Source organism: Kitasatospora gansuensis (assembly GCF_014203705.1).
GTDB classification, from domain to species: Bacteria; Actinomycetota; Actinomycetes; order Streptomycetales; family Streptomycetaceae; genus Kitasatospora; species Kitasatospora gansuensis.
The window spans coordinates 3,035,912-3,053,640 of sequence record NZ_JACHJR010000001.1; the positions used below are offsets into that span (position 1 = coordinate 3,035,912).

The following is a 17,729-nucleotide window of genomic DNA, read 5'->3' on the forward strand; positions in this document are numbered from 1 at the left end:
GAGAGTGTGGAAGTGACCGAGCAGAGCCGTGCACGTTTCCGCGCCGAGGCCAGGGCCGACAACCCCGACCCGGTGCTGCTCTGTGTGCTCGCCGCCGCCGAGCACACGCTGGCCGAGCCGCCCGCCGACGGCTCCGAACCGCCCACTCTGGACGAGCTGGTGGCGGCCTGCCAGGCCGCGCTCGACCGGCACGCCGCCGCCGTCCGGCTGGCGGTGCGCGAGCGGGCACCGGGCGGGGCGGACGAGGTCGCCGCGCTGCTGGCGGCCGTGCTCGGCGGGCGGGAGCGGTTCCACGGCCGGCCGTCCGACTACCGGCGGCTGGAGTCCTCGCTGCTGCCGGACGTGCTGCGGCGGCGGCGTGGCCTGCCGATCATGCTCGCGCTGGTCTGGCAGACGGTGGCCCGCCGGGCCGGGCTGACCGTCCACGGGGTGGCGCTGCCGGGCCACTTCATCGTCGCGGTCGGCGACCCGGCCGGCGGCGCGGAGTACGTCCTGGCCGACCCGTACCACGGCGGCAGGCTGCTCGACCTGCCCGACGTGACCCGGCTGGCCACCGCCGCCGGGCACCACTTCTCCCCCGAAATGCTCGCCCCCGCACAGCCGTTGGACGTCGTCCTGCGGGTCCTCGGCAACATCCGCAGCTGGGCCGCCGACCGCCCCGAACACGCCCGTGCCCAGCTCTGGGCCACCGAACTCTCCCTGCTGCTCCCCCGCCACCCCGCCCAGCTCCGCCTGGAACGCGCCCAACTCCTGGTCCGCACCGGCGACTTCATCGCGGGCGCAGCCGAGATGGAGGCCTACGCGGAGATCCTGGACGCCTTCGACCCCGACGGAGCGACCCGCACCCGCCACGAAGCCCGCGCGGCGCGGCACCGTCTCAACTAACGGTTCGGAAGACAGGGGCTCGGCGCTCTGCTGATGTGCGGCTCCGCCGCGTGGGCGACGCCAACCTCAGGAGCGTTCAACGTACGGGTGTGGTCAGGTACTTTCGCCTTTCCTAGAGCCACCCCTTCTCGCGGGCGAGCCGCACCGCCTCGGCCCGGTTGCGCGCCGAGGTCTTCTGGATCGCCATCGACAGATAGTTCCGCACGGTCCCCTCGGACAGGTGCAGCCGCGCCGCGATCTCGGCGTTCACCGCCCCGTCCGCCGCCGCCGCGAGGACGTCGCGTTCCCGGGCCGTCAGGGGATTGGCGCCCTCCGCGAGGGCTGCCGCGGCCAGCGTGGGGTCGATCACCCGCTCGCCCCGGAGCACCCGCCGGATCGCCTCCGCGAGCTCCGCCGCGGGGGCGTCCTTGACCAGGAAGGCGTCCGCCCCGGCCTCCATCGCGCGGCGCAGGTAGCCGGGCCGGCCGAAGGTGGTGGCGATCACCACCCGGGTGTCCGGTGCCGCCCGGCGGAGTTCGGCCGCCGCCTCGATGCCGGTCATCCCGGGCATCTCGATGTCCAGCACCGCGACCTGGACCTGATGGTCCAGCACCGCGGCCACCACCTCGTCGCCGCGCGCCACTTGGGCGACCACGTCGATGTCACCCTCGAGCGAGAGCAGCGCGGCCAGCGCCTCCCGCACCATTCCCTGGTCTTCGGCCAGCAGCACCCTGATCATTCGGGCACACTATCGGCCACCGCGCTGACCGGGACCAGTGCCCGCAGGCGGAATCCCTTCCCCCGTACGCCCGGGCCGGTGTCGAGCCGGCCGCCGACCAGGGCGAGCCGCTCCTGCAGGCCCGAAAGGCCGTTCCCGGCCGGTGACTTGCCCGGTCCGCGGCCGTTGTCGCTGACCTCCAGGACGGCGAACCGGCTGCCGTCCTCCTCCCAGGTGCGGTCGAGTCCGATGCCGCACCTGGTGGCGCCCTGGCCGTGCCGGACCACGTTGGTGACCGCCTCCCGGAGTGCCCAGGCGAGTGCGGCGGCCTCCGGGGCCGCCAGGTCGGGCTGCGGGTCGGCGATCGCCGGGTCGGCCTCGACCGTGATCTGGGCCGCCGTCAGGGCGCTGCGGGCGGCGGCGAGTTCGACCGCCAGGGTGGGGCGGCGGAAGCCGCCGATCGCCTCCCGGACGTCGGTCAGCGCCTGCCGGGCGACCTGCTCGATGTCGTCCACCTGGGCCCGGCCGGCCTCGCCCTTGTCCTGGTCGAGCAGTCGGCCGGCCAGCTGGGCCTTGATGGTGATCAGCGAGAGCGAGTGGCCGAGCAGGTCGTGCAGGTCGCGGGCGAGCCGCAGCCGCTCCTCCGAGGCCGCCAGGTGGGCCACCGTGGCCCGGGCCTCGCGGAGTTCGCGCATGGTGCTGATCAGCCGCTGCAGGCCGTTCATGGCCAGCCCGCTGAGGAAGCAGGGCAGCACGATCGCCGCCATGGTGTCGCGTTCGGTGTGGATCAGCAGGCCCACCAGCAGCGCCAGCGCGGTGATCCCGGCCACCCCGATCAGGCCGAGTCTGGGCGGCAGTACGGCTCCGACGCAGACCGAGGTGTACGTGAACAGCACCAGCCAGGGCACCCCGAAGGTGAGCGAGGTGCTCAGCGCGAGCAGCAGCATCACCCCCGCCACCACCAGGCCGCCGTGCCAGTGCGGGGAGGCCATCGAGCGGACCGCCACCATGCCCAGGTAGGCGAACAGGAAGAGGCTCAGCGCGACCCAGCCGACGATCTTGCCCGCCAGGGTGTGCTCGTCGCCGAGCAGGTCCTCCACCGGGTAGAAGAGGTAGACCATCCAGAGCAGCATCCAGGCGAGTTTGACCACCAGTTGGCGGGCGTTCTCGACCCGTGCGCCGGGTACGACGGCGAACGACTCGGTGGCACCGCCCGCCCCCGTCCCGGTGGGACGGAAGCGGGCGGGGAGGAACTTCGACATGCCGGCCATCATGCCTGCTTGGTGTCCTTGCGGTAGAGGAAGGCCGCTCCGGCGACGAAGACCACCAGGAAGCCGGTCAGTCCGGCCACTGCGGCGAGGTTCAGCGACTGGCCCGGCTGCACGAAGGTGGCCAACTGGTTGTACAGGTACACCGGGTTGAACTGGGCCACCGACTTGAGCGAGTCCCCGATCGGGAACCAGGTGCCGCCGAACAGGGCCATCAACATGTAGACGATCATCACGATCGGCTGCACCGCGTCGGGCTGGGCCGCGTAGCCCAGCGCCACGCCGAGCGCCGCGAAGACGAAGCTGCCGAGCCAGAGGGCCAGGCCGAGGCCGAGCCACTGGGCGACCGAGAGCGAGACACCCTCGAAGGCGCCGATCACGAAGACCACCACGATCGCGGGCAGCGTGGTGACCGCGCAGGAGGCGATCTTGGCGATGGTGTACGCCCGGCCGGGCAGCGCGGTCAGCCGCAACTGCCGGACCCAGCCGCTCTTCCGCTCCAGCGAGATCCGCTGCGCGCTGCCGGTGAGCACCGCGCCGACCGCGCCGAAGGTGGCCATCGAGACCATGAAGTACGCCTTCACCGACACCCCGCCGGCCACCGTGTCGGAGCTGCCGTAGGCGTTGATGAAGAAGACGTAGAGCAGGGCCGGGTAGAGCACCGTGAACATCAGGTAGCGCTTGTTCCGGAGGGTCCGCAGGATCTCGAGCTGCACCAGGGTCTTCATCGCGCGGTCTCCTCGTCGGCCTCGCCGGTGATGGTCAGGAAGGCCTGCTCCAGGCCCAGGCTGGTGACTTCCAGGGCCCGCGGGTAGAGCCCGGCCCGGTACAGGCCGGCCACCCCGGCGTCGGCGTCGGTGCTGCGGATCCGGACGCTGCGCACGCCGTCCGGACGGGTCGTCAGGTCCAGGCCCACGGTGCCGGGGAGGGCGCGCAGCACGCTCTCCCCGGCGGCCCCGTCGGCGGGGTGCAGCTCGAAGGAGATCCGGCGGGCGCCGGCCTTGGCCTTGATCTCGGCGGAGGTGCCGTCGGCGATCAGCCGGCCCCGGTGCAGCACCAGCACCCGGTCGGCGATCGAGTCCGCCTCCTCCAGGTAGTGGGTGGCGAACAGCACCGTGCGGCCCGCGTCGGCCTCGGCCCGCATCGCGGCCCAGAACTGCTGGCGGACCGAGACGTCCATACCGGTGGTCGGCTCGTCCAGCACGATCAGGTCGTTGGCCCCGGCGATCGCGAGGGCGAAGCGGACCCGCTGCTCCTGGCCGCCGGAGAGCTTGTCGACCTTGCGCTCGGCCAGCTCGGTGATCCCGGCGTGCTCCATCACCTTCGCCGGGTTGTGGCCCCGGGGGTGGACGTCGCAGGCGAACTTGACCAGCTCGCGGACCTTGACCTCGCCGAGCAGGCCGCCGCTCTGCAGCATCGCGCCGACCAGGCCGGTCTCGATCGCGGCCCGCGGGCTGCCGCCGAACAGCGAGACGGTGCCCTGGTCGGGCTCACGCAGACCGAGCAGCAGGTCCAGGCTGCTGGACTTGCCCGCCCCGTTCGGGCCGAGCAGCGCGACCGTCTCGCCGGGCCGCAGCACCAGGTCGAGACCGTTCACCGCCTTGACCGCGCCGTAGCTCTTGCTCACCTGCCGGAAGGCAGCCACCTCGGTACTCATCTGCATCCCTCTCCCCGTCGTTCTGACTCCTCAAGAATCCCGGGAAGGGGGGTGTCGCCGTCAGTGTGCACCGTCGTGTGCTCCGCATGACGGATGTCACGGGCCCCGTGTGACAGGGGCCCGTGACAGGGCGTCAGCTGCCCAGCTGTTCCTTCAGGAAGGAGACCTGGAGCAGCAGCAGGTTCTCCGCGACCTGCTCCTGCGGCGTCATGTGGGTGACCCCGGAGAGCGGCAGCACGGTGTGCGGGCGCCCGGCGGCGAGCAGCGCGGAGGACAGCCGCAGGGTGTGCGCGGCCACCACGTTGTCGTCGGCCAGACCGTGCACCAGCATCAGCGGGCGCTCCAGCTTGGCGGCGTCGGCGGTCAGCGAGTTGGCGTCGTAGACCTCCGGGCGCTGGTCCGGGTGGCCGAGGTAGCGCTCGGTGTAGTGGGTGTCGTAGAGCCGCCAGTCGGTGACCGGGGCGCCGGAGACGGCCGCGTGGAACACGTCCGGGCGGCGCAGCACCGCGAGCGCGGCCAGGTAGCCGCCGTACGACCAGCCCCGGATGGCGACCTTCTCCAGGTCCAGCGGGTACTGCCCGGCCAGCGCCCGGAGCGCGTCCACCTGGTCCTCCAGGGTGGCCCCGGCGAAGTCGAAGGCGATCGCCTTCTCCCACTCCGGGCTGCGGCCGGGGGTGCCCCGGCCGTCCGCGACGATCACCGCGAAGCCCTGGTCGGCGAACCACTGCGAGGTCAGGTGCGGGTTCTGCGACCGCACCACCCGCTGCCCGTGCGGGCCGCCGTACGGGTCCATCAGGACCGGCAGCAGCCCGTCCCGGTCCCGGTCGTAGCCGGTCGGCAGGAAGACCGCGGTGGGGATCCGGCGCTCGCCCGCGAAGACGAACTCCGGGCGGGCGGTGATCAGCGGCGTCTCGGCGTACGAGGCGACGGTGGCCAGCGGCTCGCCGTCGACCAGCACCTCGACCCGGGCGCCGGACCAGGCCGGGTCCGCGCTGACCAGCACCGTGACGTCGCCGCCCCGGACGGCGGAGACCGCACCGGCGGCGCCGAGCCGGGTCAGGCCGGAGCCGTCCAGGCCGATCTCGAAGGTGCCGATCCAGCCGGGCACGGGGTCGGTCTCCTCGGTGCCGCCGCTCGCGGTGAACAGCACGGTCGAGCCCACCGAGAGCACCGACCTGACGTGCAGCCGACGGTCGGTCAGCTGCCGCTCCCCGGCCACCAGGACGCGGGCGCCGTCCTGGTCGGCGATCCGGACCAGCAGGCCGTCGGCGGTCCTGGCCGGCACACCGGAGAACAGGTCCAGCCAGACCGGGTCGCTCTCCGCCAGCACGGTGGTGGTGGCGCCGGTGGTCTGGTCGACCGTCAGGTACCGCTGGCTGCGCTGGTCGCGGGCCTGCACCAGCAGGGTGAGCTCCTGCTCGGACCAGTGCACCCGGGCCAGGTACGGGAACGCCTCGCGGTCCCAGGTCAGCTCGGTGCGGGAGCCGTCCAGGCCGAGCAGCCAGAGGCCGACCTCGGCGTTGGCGGTGCCGGCCGCCGGGTAGGCCACCTCGGCGGGCACGCTGCCGGGGTTGGCCGGGTCGGCGATCCACCAGCGCTGGACGGGGGCGTCGTCGGCCCGGGCCGCCAGCAGCCGGTCACCGGCCGGGGCCCACCAGTGGCCGCGGTCCCGGTCCATCTCCTCCTGCGCGATGAACTCGGCCTGACCCCACGTCACCCCGGCCCGCTCGGGGGTGGCCAGCGCGCGGTCCCCCGAGCCGTCGGTACGGGTCACCCGCAGCTCGCCCTCGACGGTCGCGTACGCCACGTGGCTCCCGTCCGGCGAGAACCGGGGGTCGACCAGCGGCCCGGCGGCGGGCAGCTCACGGGTCGGCCGCTCCCCCGTCAGGTCGGCGAGGAACAGGCGGCCGGAGAGCGCGAAGGCGGCCAGCGCCCCCGCCCCGTCCAGGGTGTAGCCGACGATGCCGGCCGAACCCTCGCGGCTCCGCTCCCGGCGGGCCCGCTCGGCGGCCGACAGGCTCTCCTCGCCGCCGCCGAGCAGGGCCACCGGGTCGGCGGCGATCCGCTCGGCACCGGTGGTGGGGTCCATGGTCCAGAGCAGGTTGGCGCGATCGTCGCCGCCCTTGGCCCGGAGGAAGACGACCCGGGACCCGTCGGGTGCGACGGCGAAGGACCGGGGTGCGCCGACGGTGAAGCGCTGGGTGCGCGCGTACTGCCGGGGAAAAGTGTCGGTGGTCATGGCACCGAACCCTAGACGGTGATCACTCGTTCGGAGCAGAGTCCGTAACCCGGCTCGCCGGGGGCTCCGTGCCCTGTCCCACCGGCCCGGGGGACGGGTGACGGGCTGCTCCGAACGGGCCGGACGGCTCACGGAGCGTGATGCGGCGCTCACCGATCGGGTATTGCTTGAGCCATCACGTCCCCCCTGCCGCCCCGCCCAGGGCGGTGCACCCGAGAAAGGGTGTGAGCCTGATGGCTCTCTCCATCTCCGCAGCCGTGCTGATGCTGGTCATCGTGGTGGTGCTGATCCGCCGCTCCGGACTGAAGCTGGCGCACGCGATCATCTGCGCACTGCTCGGCTTCTACCTGGCGTCCAGTTCGATCGCCCCCTCGATCCAGCAGGTGACCAGCAACGTGGCCGGCATGATCAACGGCCTGAAGCTCTGAGGTCGACCGGCGGTTGGGGATCGGCCGGTCGGTAGGCTGCCCGGTATGACCGCTGCCTCCGACCGGCCCGCGCGCCGGCTGCTGCTGGTGCACGCCCACCCCGACGACGAGTCGATCGGCAACGGCGCGACCATGGCCAGGTACGCCGCCGAGGGCGCCGCCGTCACGCTGGTGACCTGCACGCTCGGCGAGGGCGGTGAGGTGATCCCGCCGGAGCTGGCGGAGCTGACCGCGGACCGGACCGACACCCTGGGCGAGTACCGGATCGGCGAACTCACCGCCGCGATGGGCGAGCTGGGCGTCACCGACGTCCGCTTCCTGGGCGGCCCGGGGCGCTACCGGGACTCCGGGATGATGGGCCTGCCGGAGAACGACCGCCCCGACTGCTTCTGGCAGGCCCCGCTGGACGAGGCCGCCGCCCACCTGGTGGCGGTGGTCCGCGAGCTGCGGCCGCAGGTGCTGGTCACCTACGACGAGCAGGGCGGCTACGGGCACCCGGACCACGTGAAGGCCCATCAGGTCGCCATGCGGGCCCACGAACTGGCCGCCGACCCGGCCTGGCGGCCCGAGCTCGGCCCGGCCTGGCGGATCGCCAAGGTGTACTGGAACCGGATGCCGCGCTCGGTGATCGAGGCCGGGCTGGCCGCGACCGCCGCCGCGGCGCCGTTCCCGGGGGTCGCCGTCCCGGCCGACGTGCCCGGGGTGGTGCCGGACGAGCTGGTCAGCACCGTGCTGGACGGCGCGGCGTACGCCGGGGTGAAGGCGGCCGCGATGGCGGCGCACGCCACCCAGATCACCGTGTCCGGTGCGTACTTCGCGCTGAGCAACGACCTCGGGCAGCCACTGGTGGCCACCGAGTACTACCAGCTGGTCCGGGGCGAGCCCGGGCCCGAGCTGCCGGAGACCGACCTGTTCGCCGGTCTCGGGCTGGAGGCGCACCGATGATCCGCACCCTGCCCGCCCGGGTACTCGGCAGCCGCGAGGAGCGGCTGGCCGAGCGTCAGCCGTCGCGCGGCGGACGGCTGGTGGCCTACCCGGTGCTGTTCGTGCTGGGCGCCCTGGTCTCGCTCTGCGGCTGCTTCGTGCAGTCGCTCTGGCCGCCGGCCGGCCTGCTGCTGGCCCTGCTGGCCACCCTGGCGGTGTTCTACGGCGGCCTGCGGGTGACCGGCACCAAGCTCGGCGCGGGGGTGCCGCTGGCCGGCTGGTTCCTGATGCTGATGGTCCTGATGGCCCCGCGCCCGGAGGGCGACTTCGTGCTGGCGGCCGGGTTCACCTCGTACGCCTACCTGTTCCTGGGCGCGGTCGGCGGGGTGATCTGCGCCACCCTGCCGACCAGGTCCGGCTTCGGCTACGGCACTCTGACGCACTGACGGATCCGACCCGATCACCCCACCTTTCCCGGAGACTGCCCCACCTTTCCTAGAAAAAGGGGACGTAACGGGTTCTATCCGAACCAGTTCGCCACGTACGTTTGCCCAGTAAGGTGGTGCCGCGACAGGCCCGCTGGCCTGCCGAAGCTATGTGAAGAGCTGGTGTCGGAGGGGTGTTCGGTCCCATCGGCCGGTGGAGCAGCCGCCCGCCGGGAAGACCGCTACCCCACAACCCGCGACCGCCGTCCCACGGCGTCGGCCGCGAACCCGGAGCAGAGCAGCATTGAGCAGCCGCGAATCTGACAGCGCGCATCCGTCGCCCCGACGTACCGGGCCGGATGCCTACCCGTCGGGCACCCCGCCGTACGGCACGGGCATCCCGAACGGCGCCGACCCGTTCGGCCCGACGGCAGGTCAGCCCCCGGCCGCCCAGCCCGCCGAGGCCGACGACGTCCCGAAGACCGAGACCACCCTGACCACCAGGATCCGGATCAACATCCCCGGCTCCCGGCCGATCCCGCCGGTGGTCGTGCGCAGCCCGGTGAAGAGTGCCGAGCCGGCCGAACCGGCCGGGCCCCGGCACCGTTCGGCCGCTCCCTCCTCCCCGGTGCTCGGCGTGGTCGACGCGGGCGCACCGAGCAGCACCCCGGCGAACCTGCCGCCCGAGTGGCAGGAGAGCCCGGCCGCGCCGACCGAGGCCGAGTCCACCGGCGAGTGGTTCCGCCCCCGGCAGAAGGGCGCACCGGCCCCGGTGACCGCCGGTGCGCCGCGGGCCGAGGCCGCCGACCGGCAGCCCGCGCCCCGGCCCGGCGGGCCCGGCCTGCCGCCGGGGCCGACGCCCTCCGGGGCCCCGGCCTCACCGTTCGCGCCCTCCGCGCCGCCGACCGCCACCGGCCGGGCCGAGGACCCGTACGACGACCGTCGCCCGCCGGCCGGGTCGTACTCCAACGACCCGTACGCGGCGGACCCGTACGCCGCGGATCCGTTCGGAGCCGACCCGTTCCGCGAGGAGCCGGTCCGTCAGGCCCCGCCGGTGGCGGACCCGTTCGCGGCCCGGCACCCCGGCGAGCCGGAGGACACCCAGATCGGCGGCTTCGACCCGATCGGGGACGACTTCGAGGCCCCCGCCCCCCGGCCCGGCGCCATACCTGGCGGTGCCGCGATGTTCGGCTCCGCTCCCCCAGCCGCTCCGCAGCCCGCCAAGGACCCGTTCGGCACCGGCCAGCCGCCGGCACCCGGCCGGTTCGCCGACGTGTCGTACGAGCCCGCCGAGCCCTTCCCCGGCACCCGTCCGGCCGGCTCCCGCCCGCCGGCGGCCGACCCGTTCGCCGCCGACCCGTTCGGCACCGCCGGGCCCGAGCCGACCCCCGAGGCCAGGAGCGAGGCCGAGGCCGAGCAGCCCAAGCCCGCCGCCAAGGCTCCGGCGGCCGCCCCCGCGCGCCGCGGCAAGGGCCGCAAGCTGGTCACCTACGCCGTGGTCCTCGTGCTGTTCGCCGGCTCGGCCGCGTACGGCACCGGTCTGATGCTCAATCAGGCCGACATCCCCAAGGGCACCACGGTGCTCGGCACCGACATCGGCGGCGACACCCGGGACCAGGCGGTCAACGTGCTGGACGGCACGGTGGCGAAGACCGGCCAGCAGCCGCTCAAGCTCAAGCTCGGCGAGCAGACCGTGGATCTGGACCCGACCGCCGCCGGGCTCGGCTTCGACACCACCGCGACGGTGGACGGGCTGACCAAGCACAGCTACAACCCGGTCGAGGTGATCGGTTCGCTGGCCGGCGGCAGCAAGGCGGTGGCCCCCGAGGTGCGGGTCGACCGGGCCAAGCTGAAGGCCGCCTTGGAGGGCCTGAGCGCCAAGTCCAGCATGGGCCTGCAGGAGGGCTTCGTCCGGTTCACCCCGGACGGCAAGGCCGAGGTGGTGCCGGGCCGGGCCGGGCAGCGGGTGGACGCCGCCGCGGCGATGGACCAGGTCGAGCAGGCCTACCGGGCCAGGGCCGCCGGGCAGCCGGACGCGGTGCTCACCGTCCCGGTGACGGCGGCTCAGCCGAAGGTCTCCGAGGACGCGTTGAAGGCCGCCGCCGAGTCGCTCGGCAAGCAGGTCACCAGCGGGCCGGTCTCGGTCACCGCCGGCACCAAGCGCTGGGACTTCACCAAGGCGATCGCCGCCAAGGTGCTCACGCTGGCCCCGGACGCCTCCGGCAAGATCGTGCCGACCTGGGACCTGGACAAGCTCACCGCCGAGCTGGACGGTGCCTTCGCCAAGAGCAAGACCAAGAAGGGCAACGCCCTGGTCCCGATCACCACCCAGGACGTCGCGGACGGCATCACCTCGATGCTGGACAAGACCGGCACCCGGGCGTACAAGTTCAACAGCTGAGCCACCCTCAGCCCCCGGCGCGGGTCGGGACCGTCAACGGTCCCGACCCGCGCTTTTCGGCGTCCCGGGGCGGCGAATACTCGCCAGTGGCGTGAAATTGCCAGCAACCGTGCGTGACAACGGCCCCGGTTGAATTGGGTCGATGGCCCCCAAATTCCCTGTTGAGCTCAACAAAGCGGTAGTGTCCGATTATCGGACATGCAATTGCACTGGACATTGCCCGTGATAACCGTCATAACGGACACCGGGTCTACGCGCATCACATCATCGAACGCGCGAACGGTCTGTCCAGATACCGGAGTTACGAAGTTCGGGTTACGGACGCGTGAACACGGTTTGGGGCTCTATGTCCGCTTTTGACGGTATCGCTGAGCGCTTGTCAAGGTGTCTGGAACTACGAAGTGGTTGACATTCCAACACGAACCAAGAAATGCACGGCCAGCAACTGGGGAACTCTTGACGTTCGATAAACGACTTGCAAGAGTCCGTGCGATCACCTTTTTGCAGCCGCTACACCCCGGGCGGGAGCTCCAGCACCATGACTAACCCCACCAAGGCCCCCGAGGCCGACGAACTCGGAACGGCCGACACCCTCGCGCCGACCGACGACGCGTCGGCTCCGGTCTTCCGCGGGCTCTCGCCCGGCAAGCTGATGTGGCGTCGCTTCCTGCGCGACCGCACCGGCGTGGTCAGTGCCGCCATCGTGCTGATGTTCATCCTGATCGCCGTCTGCGCGCCGCTGATCTCGATGATCTACGGCAAGGACCCGACCACCACGTACGGCCAGAACAGCCCCGACCTGCTGACCGACTCCGGTCTGCCGGTGGGGCCCAACGGCGGGATCAGCGCCGACTTCTGGTTCGGCCTGGAGCCCGGCCTCGGCCGGGACGTGTTCATGCAGCTGGTCTACGGCATCCGCACCTCGCTGCTGATCGCCTTCCTGACCTCGCTGCTGACCACCGTCCTCGGTGTGGCGATCGGCATCGCGGCCGGCTACCTCGGCGGCAAGACCGACTACTTCATCGGCCGCATCATCGACGTGCTGATGTCGTTCCCGTCGCAGATCTTCCTGATCGCGACCATGCCGGTGGTGATCAGCCTGCTGGTGGCCAGCGACGAGGCGCAGCCGGTCTGGCTGCCGTTCGTGGCCGTGACCATCGTGCTCTCGCTGCTCGGCTGGATGGGCCTGGCCCGCATCCTCCGCGCGACCACGCTGTCGCTGCGCGAGCGGGAGTTCATCGAGGCGGCCAAGGTGACCGGGGCCTCGCCGTTCCGGATCATCTTCAAGGAGCTGCTGCCCAACCTGTGGACGCCGATCCTGGTGCAGTCCACGCTGGCGCTGCCGGCGTTCGTGACCGCCGAGGCCGGTCTGTCCTACCTGGGCGTCGGCGTCACCGAGCCGACCCCGGACTGGGGCCGGATGATCGCGATCGCGGCCGACTACCTGCGCACCGACGTGACGTTCCTGCTCTTCCCCGGCCTGGCGATGGTGCTGTTCGTCCTCGCCTTCAACCTGCTCGGGGACTCCGTCCGCGACGCCTTCGACCCGAAGACGAAGCGATGACCTTCACCGGTCGTCGGTGAGCCGCGCACACAGACCCACAGACTCCGGGGGGATCGGCATGCCCGCCCCGGGCAACCCACCACCTATCTGGCACTCAACAGGCAGGAAGAACATGAACGTTCGTAAGTCACGGCAGCTCGCCGCGGCCGTCATGGTTGTCGGGGCCCTCACCGTCACCACCGCGTGCTCCAGCGGCAACAGCAACGGTGGCAGCAAGCCGGCGGCTTCGAAGTCCAAGGTCGAGGCCACCGCGATCACCGTCGGCACCGCCGCCGACTCGGTCGGCCCGGCCGTCGCGGAGCCCGGTGCGAAGAAGGGCGGCACGGTCAACATGATCGACCGCGACGACTTCTCGCACCTGGACCCGGCCCAGGTCTACATGAACTACAACAGCGAGGTCTCGCTGCTGCTCACCCGCCAGCTGACGGGCTACAAGCTCCAGGCCGACGGCACCTCCAAGCTGGTCGGTGACCTCGCCACCGACACCGGCACCACCACCGATGGTGGCAAGACCTGGAAGTTCACCCTGAAGGACGGGGTGAAGTGGCAGGACGGCACCCCGATCACCTCGGCGGACGTCAAGTACTCGATCGAGCGCACCTTCGCGCCGTTCATCAAGTCCGGTCCGACCTACATCCAGACCTGGCTGACCAACGACAAGTACCGCGAGGCGTACCCGGGCCCGTACGAGGGCAAGGAGCTGGACGCGGTCCAGACCCCGGACGCCAAGACGGTCGTCTTCAACTTCAAGGACGTCCACCCGGACGCCAACTTCACCGTCGCCATGACCGGCTACGGCGTCGTGCCGAAGGCCCAGGACACCAAGGAGGCCTACGACAAGAAGCCGTTCTCCTCCGGTCCGTACCAGATCGCCGAGCACGTCACCGACAAGTCGCTCGACCTGGTCCGCAACCCCAACTGGGACCCGGCCAGCGACCCGATCCGGAACGCGTACCCGGACAAGTGGCACATGGAGTTCGGCGTCCAGTCGCAGCAGTCGACCGAGCGCTTCATCGCCGACAACGGTGCTGACAAGACGACCTTCAGCTTCCACAACCAGGTCCACCCCACCTTCATCGACAAGGTGAAGGGTGACGCGACGCTCAAGCCGCGCACGCTCGAGGGCCTGACCCCGTACGTGGACTACTACTACATCAACAACAGCCGCATCAAGGACCAGAAGGTCCGCGAGGCGCTGGTCCGCGCGTTCCCGCACCAGCAGACCCGCCAGCTCCAGGGCGGCACCAGCTACGGTGACTACGCCACCAGCTACACCAGCCCGACCGTCCTCGGCTACGAGGCGAACGACCAGTACGACATCCTCAAGAAGCCCGAGGGTGACCCGGAGGCGGCCAAGAAGCTGCTCGCCGACGCCGGCGCGACCGGTCAGACGATCGTCTACGCGTTCAACAACACCCCGCTGCAGCAGAAGGTCACCGAGGCGATCCGTATCGCCCTGGAGAAGGCCGGCTTCAAGTTCGTCCCGAAGCCGCTCGACTCCAAGACCTACTACGACGCCATCGGCCTCATCAACAACGAGTACGACCTGTACTGGGGTGGCTGGGGCGCCGACTGGCCGACCGGTTACACCTCGCTCCAGCCCGTCTGGGCCGGTAGCGCGATCGCTGACGGTGCGTCCAACTACGCGCACGTCAACGACGAGGCCATCAACAAGGCCATGGACGACGCGGTGAAGATCGCCGACCCGGTCGCCCAGGGCAAGGCGTGGGCCGCGATCGACAAGCAGCTCCAGGCGAAGGCCTACTCGATCCCGGACGTCTACCAGCGCTCGCTCAGCCTGTACGGCTCGGGCCTCGGCGGCGTGAAGTTCGACAGCCTGTTCGGCCTGCAGTACCCGCTGAACATCTACGTCAAGTAGTCATCGCCCAGCGGTAGTTCCATGGGGCGCCGGTCTCGCACATCCCCGAGTACCGGCGCCCCGTGGTCCGGCCATCGCCCCACCCGCCCTGCTCCGCCCACCGCACTCGCAGCCGGCGCCCCGACCAGGAGAGCCCGACCCCATGCTCCGTTTCCTCGTCCGCCGTTCCCTCGGCGCACTCGTCATCCTGCTGATCATCAGCATGGTCACCTTCGCGCTGTTCTTCGCCATTCCGGCGGACCCGGCGCGCCTCTCCTGCGGCAAGGTCTGCACGCCCGAGAACCTCGCCCTGATCAAGCACAGCATGGGGCTCGACGAGTCGACGGCCATGCAGTTCTGGCACTGGTTCAGCGGGATCTTCACCGGCCGTGACTTCTCCGCCGGCCACTGCGACGCCCCCTGCTTCGGTTACTCCTTCGTCAAGCAGGAGATGATCACCGACGTCCTGCTGGACCGCTTCCCGACCACGCTGTCGCTGACCGTCGGCTCGGTCATCGTCTTCCTGATCTTCGGTATCGGCACCGGCATGCTGGCCGCCCACAAGCAGGGCAAGGCCGCCGACAAGATCGCCAGCGCCGCCTCGCTGATCGCCTCCTCGATGCAGATCTACGTGGCCGGCCCGCTCGCCCTGGTGATCTTCGTCTACTCCACCGACTGGCTGAAGCAGCCGAGTTACACCCCGATCACCGAGGACCCGATCGGCTGGTTCACCGGCCTGCTGGTCCCGTGGATCGTGCTCTCGCTGATCTGGACCGCCAACTACACCCGCATGACGCGCTCCTCCATGGTCGAGCAGCTGTCCGAGGACTTCGTCCGGACCGCGCGGGCCAAGGGCATGTCGGGCCGTTCGGTCTTCCTCCGGTTCGCCTGGCGCGGCGCGATGGGCACCATCGTCACCGTCTTCGGCATCGACCTCGGCGTCCTGCTCGGCGGTGCGATCATCACCGAGACCACCTTCGGTCTGCACGGCCTCGGCCAGCTCGCGATCGGCGCGTACGTCGACTCCGACCTGTCGATGCTGGTCGGTGTCACCATGGTGGCCGCCACCCTGATCGTGGTCTTCAACATCATCGTGGACGCCGCGTACGCCCTGATCGACCCGCGCATCCGTCTGGCCTGACGGCCGACACCCCTGGCCGTTCCAGCCCGCCCGACCTCACGTACCACACCGAGGAGCCCCGTCCATGACCCCCCTGGCCAAGCCCGAGGAGGCGGCCGCCGACCGCGGCGGCAGCAGCAGCACGCCCTTCCTCTCCGTCCGTGACCTCTCGGTCCGCTTCAGCACCGAGGACGGCGTGGTCCGGGCGGTGGACAACCTGTCCTTCCAGGTCGAGCCGGGCACCACGCTCGGCATCGTGGGTGAGTCCGGCTCCGGGAAGTCGGTGACCAACCTGGCCGTGCTCGGTCTGCACAACCCGGACAGCACCGAGATCACCGGCTCGATCAAGCTGGCCGGCCAGGAGCTGGTGGGCGCCCCGGTCAAGGAGCTGGAGAAGCTCCGCGGCAGCACCATGGCGATGATCTTCCAGGACCCGCTGACCGCGCTGTCGCCGTTCCACACCATCGGCAAGCAGATCGGCGAGACCTTCCGGAAGCACACGGGCGCCAGCAAGAAGGAAGCCCGCGACCGCTCGATCGAGATGCTCACCAAGGTCGGCATCCCGCAGCCGACCACTCGGGTGGACGACTACCCGCACCAGTTCTCCGGCGGTATGCGCCAGCGCGCGATGATCGCCATGTCGCTGGTCTGCAACCCGAAGCTGGTCATCGCGGACGAGCCGACCACCGCGCTGGACGTCACCGTCCAGGCCCAGATCCTCGACCTGCTCAAGGACCTCCAGCAGGAGATGGGCACCGCGATCATCCTGATCACCCACGACCTCGGTGTGGTGGCCAAGACCGCGCAGGACATCATGGTGATGTACGCGGGCCGGGCGGTCGAGCGCGGCACCGTGCGCGAGGTGCTGAAGAACCCTCAGCACCCGTACACCTGGGGCCTGCTGTCCTCGATGCCCAGCCTCACCGGCCCGGTGGACGTGCCGCTCCGGCCGGTCCGGGGCACCCCGCCCAGCCTGATCAACCTGCCCACCGGCTGCCCGTTCAACCCGCGCTGCGACCACCGGGAGCAGGTGGTCGGCGGCAAGTGCACCACCGAGCGTCCGCCGCTCGCCCCGGAGACCGGGCACGCCACCGCCTGCCACCTGTCCGTTGGACAGAAGCAGAGCATCTTCATCGACCAGATCCAGCCCCGACTCGGCTGAGAGGGACGGCGACACCATGAGCAACGAACTGACCCTCGACAAGCCCGACGCGACCCCCGCCACCGGTGACCCGCTGCTCCAGCTCTCCGGAGTGAAGAAGCACTTCCCGGTGATGGACGGTCTGCTGTTCAAGCGTCAGGTCGGCGCGGTCCACGCGGTGGACGGCATCGACCTCGACGTGTACGCCAACGAGTCGGTCGGCCTGGTCGGCGAGTCCGGCTGCGGCAAGTCGACCCTCGGCCGGGTGGTCACCCGCCTGCTGGAGCCGACCGACGGCAAGCTCACCTACGCGGGCCAGGACATCACGCACGCCTCGCGCAAGCAGCTGGCGCCGATCCGGTCCGAGATCCAGATGATCTTCCAGGACCCGTACTCCTCGCTGAACCCGCGGCAGACCGTCGGTGCCATCATCGGCGCGCCGATGGAGATCAACGGGATCAACCCCAAGGGCGGCGTCCAGAACCGGGTGCAGGAGCTGCTGGAGACCGTCGGTCTCAACCCGGAGCACTACAACCGCTTCCCGCACGAGTTCTCCGGCGGTCAGCGCCAGCGCATCGGCGTGGCCCGCGCGCTCTCGCTGAGCCCGAAGCTGATCGTGGCCGACGAGCCGGTCTCCGCGCTCGACGTCTCGATCCAGGCCCAGGTGGTCAACCTGCTGCAGCAGCTGCAGAAGGACCTGGGCATCGCCTTCCTGTTCATCGCGCACGACCTCTCGATCGTCCGGCACTTCTCGCAGCGCGTCGCGGTGATGTACCTGGGCAAGATCGTCGAGATCGCGGACCGCAAGTCGCTGTACGAGAGCCCCCGGCACCCGTACACCCACGCGCTGCTCTCCGCCGTGCCCGAGGCCGACCCGGACGACGTCCGCGAGCGGATCCGGCTGGTCGGTGACGTCCCGTCGCCGATCAACCCGCCCTCCGGCTGCCGGTTCCGTACCCGTTGCTGGAAGGCGCAGGACAAGTGCGCCACCGAGGAGCCGCCGCTGGTGCAGCTCTCCGGGAACCAGGCCGGCCACCTGACGGCCTGCCACTTCCCGGAGGACGGCAGCACCACCGCCGTCCCGGAGCCCCGGACCGCCGAGTAGCTGTCAGACGAATGGGC

At 71.1% G+C, this 17,729-nt stretch carries 15 protein-coding genes; 10 read left to right on the forward strand and 5 right to left on the reverse strand.

The features are described from left to right. The first annotated feature begins 12 nt into the window (after window positions 1-12). Window positions 13-885, forward strand: coding sequence for a transglutaminase family protein (locus F4556_RS13320; protein ID WP_184914659.1), 873 nt, complete (start codon window positions 13-15; stop codon window positions 883-885). 112 nt (window positions 886-997) lie between these two features. Here F4556_RS13320 and F4556_RS13325 read toward each other — a convergent pair whose 3' ends face one another. From F4556_RS13325 to F4556_RS13345, 5 genes are all read right to left on the reverse strand, one after another. Beyond that, entirely contained in the window at window positions 998-1,603 is a 606-nt protein-coding gene (locus F4556_RS13325) for a response regulator transcription factor (protein WP_184914661.1), read from the reverse strand. Further along, the gene (locus tag F4556_RS13330) at window positions 1,600-2,844 is read right to left on the reverse strand and encodes a sensor histidine kinase (protein WP_184914663.1); all 1,245 of its coding nucleotides are present in this window, start codon (window positions 2,842-2,844) and stop codon (window positions 1,600-1,602) included. Before F4556_RS13330 ends, F4556_RS13325 begins: the two co-directional genes overlap by 4 nt. Before the next feature lie 8 nt (window positions 2,845-2,852). Then, on the reverse strand, window positions 2,853-3,578 hold the full coding sequence (locus F4556_RS13335) for an ABC transporter permease (RefSeq protein ID WP_184914664.1): 726 nt from the start codon (window positions 3,576-3,578) through the stop codon (window positions 2,853-2,855). Further along, the gene (locus F4556_RS13340) at window positions 3,575-4,513 is read right to left on the reverse strand and encodes an ABC transporter ATP-binding protein (protein ID WP_184914666.1); all 939 of its coding nucleotides are present in this window, start codon (window positions 4,511-4,513) and stop codon (window positions 3,575-3,577) included. Before F4556_RS13340 ends, F4556_RS13335 begins: the two co-directional genes overlap by 4 nt. Before the next feature lie 127 nt (window positions 4,514-4,640). Continuing rightward, a complete protein-coding gene (locus F4556_RS13345; protein ID WP_184914668.1) occupies window positions 4,641-6,746 on the reverse strand; it encodes a S9 family peptidase in 2,106 nt (701 codons plus the stop codon). A 233-nt stretch (window positions 6,747-6,979) separates the two neighbouring features. Between F4556_RS13345 and F4556_RS13350 the strand changes: the two genes are divergently transcribed. The 9 genes from F4556_RS13350 (at window position 6,980) to F4556_RS13390 (ending at window position 17,712) form a co-directional block, all read left to right on the forward strand. Further along, window positions 6,980-7,174 carry a DUF2304 family protein gene (locus F4556_RS13350; protein ID WP_184914670.1) on the forward strand — a complete coding sequence of 65 codons (195 nt, stop codon included), beginning with the start codon at window positions 6,980-6,982 and terminating at the stop codon, window positions 7,172-7,174. Between the two features lie 45 nt (window positions 7,175-7,219). Beyond that, window positions 7,220-8,119 (forward strand): N-acetyl-1-D-myo-inositol-2-amino-2-deoxy-alpha-D-glucopyranoside deacetylase, encoded by a 900-nt coding sequence (mshB, locus tag F4556_RS13355; protein ID WP_184914672.1) that lies wholly within the window; start codon window positions 7,220-7,222, stop codon window positions 8,117-8,119. Next, window positions 8,116-8,544 (forward strand): DUF6113 family protein, encoded by a 429-nt coding sequence (locus F4556_RS13360; RefSeq protein ID WP_221503602.1) that lies wholly within the window; start codon window positions 8,116-8,118, stop codon window positions 8,542-8,544. Before mshB ends, F4556_RS13360 begins: the two co-directional genes overlap by 4 nt. A gap of 283 nt (window positions 8,545-8,827) precedes the next feature. Further along, the gene (locus F4556_RS13365; RefSeq protein ID WP_184914675.1) at window positions 8,828-10,924 is read left to right on the forward strand and encodes a VanW family protein; all 2,097 of its coding nucleotides are present in this window, start codon (window positions 8,828-8,830) and stop codon (window positions 10,922-10,924) included. 538 nt (window positions 10,925-11,462) lie between these two features. Further along, window positions 11,463-12,488 carry an ABC transporter permease gene (locus tag F4556_RS13370; RefSeq protein WP_184914677.1) on the forward strand — a complete coding sequence of 342 codons (1,026 nt, stop codon included), beginning with the start codon at window positions 11,463-11,465 and terminating at the stop codon, window positions 12,486-12,488. 112 nt (window positions 12,489-12,600) lie between these two features. Further along, the gene (locus F4556_RS13375) at window positions 12,601-14,367 is read left to right on the forward strand and encodes an ABC transporter substrate-binding protein (protein WP_184914680.1); all 1,767 of its coding nucleotides are present in this window, start codon (window positions 12,601-12,603) and stop codon (window positions 14,365-14,367) included. Between the two features lie 142 nt (window positions 14,368-14,509). Further along, the gene (locus F4556_RS13380; protein WP_184914683.1) at window positions 14,510-15,487 is read left to right on the forward strand and encodes an ABC transporter permease; all 978 of its coding nucleotides are present in this window, start codon (window positions 14,510-14,512) and stop codon (window positions 15,485-15,487) included. Between the two features lie 64 nt (window positions 15,488-15,551). Beyond that, a complete protein-coding gene (locus F4556_RS13385) occupies window positions 15,552-16,628 on the forward strand; it encodes an ABC transporter ATP-binding protein (protein ID WP_184914686.1) in 1,077 nt (358 codons plus the stop codon). A gap of 16 nt (window positions 16,629-16,644) precedes the next feature. Then, window positions 16,645-17,712 (forward strand): ABC transporter ATP-binding protein, encoded by a 1,068-nt coding sequence (locus F4556_RS13390; protein ID WP_184914688.1) that lies wholly within the window; start codon window positions 16,645-16,647, stop codon window positions 17,710-17,712. The last annotated feature ends 17 nt before the right edge of the window (window positions 17,713-17,729 follow it).

Excerpts from the sequence above, each read along its gene's own strand:
- F4556_RS13335 (WP_184914664.1), bottom strand. The coding sequence starts at position 3,578 with ATGAAGACCCTGGTGCAGCTCGAGATCCTGCGGACCCTCCGGAACAAG.
- mshB (WP_184914672.1), top strand. The coding sequence starts at position 7,220 with ATGACCGCTGCCTCCGACCGGCCCGCGCGCCGGCTGCTGCTGGTGCAC.
- F4556_RS13350 (WP_184914670.1), top strand. The coding sequence starts at position 6,980 with ATGGCTCTCTCCATCTCCGCAGCCGTGCTGATGCTGGTCATCGTGGTG.
- F4556_RS13345 (WP_184914668.1), bottom strand. The coding sequence starts at position 6,746 with ATGACCACCGACACTTTTCCCCGGCAGTACGCGCGCACCCAGCGCTTC.
- F4556_RS13375 (WP_184914680.1), top strand. The coding sequence starts at position 12,601 with ATGAACGTTCGTAAGTCACGGCAGCTCGCCGCGGCCGTCATGGTTGTC.
- F4556_RS13370 (WP_184914677.1), top strand. The coding sequence starts at position 11,463 with ATGACTAACCCCACCAAGGCCCCCGAGGCCGACGAACTCGGAACGGCC.
- F4556_RS13385 (WP_184914686.1), top strand. The coding sequence starts at position 15,552 with ATGACCCCCCTGGCCAAGCCCGAGGAGGCGGCCGCCGACCGCGGCGGC.
- F4556_RS13325 (WP_184914661.1), bottom strand. The coding sequence starts at position 1,603 with ATGATCAGGGTGCTGCTGGCCGAAGACCAGGGAATGGTGCGGGAGGCG.
- F4556_RS13340 (WP_184914666.1), bottom strand. The coding sequence starts at position 4,513 with ATGCAGATGAGTACCGAGGTGGCTGCCTTCCGGCAGGTGAGCAAGAGC.
- F4556_RS13360 (WP_221503602.1), top strand. The coding sequence starts at position 8,116 with ATGATCCGCACCCTGCCCGCCCGGGTACTCGGCAGCCGCGAGGAGCGG.
- F4556_RS13380 (WP_184914683.1), top strand. The coding sequence starts at position 14,510 with ATGCTCCGTTTCCTCGTCCGCCGTTCCCTCGGCGCACTCGTCATCCTG.
- F4556_RS13330 (WP_184914663.1), bottom strand. The coding sequence starts at position 2,844 with ATGTCGAAGTTCCTCCCCGCCCGCTTCCGTCCCACCGGGACGGGGGCG.
- F4556_RS13390 (WP_184914688.1), top strand. The coding sequence starts at position 16,645 with ATGAGCAACGAACTGACCCTCGACAAGCCCGACGCGACCCCCGCCACC.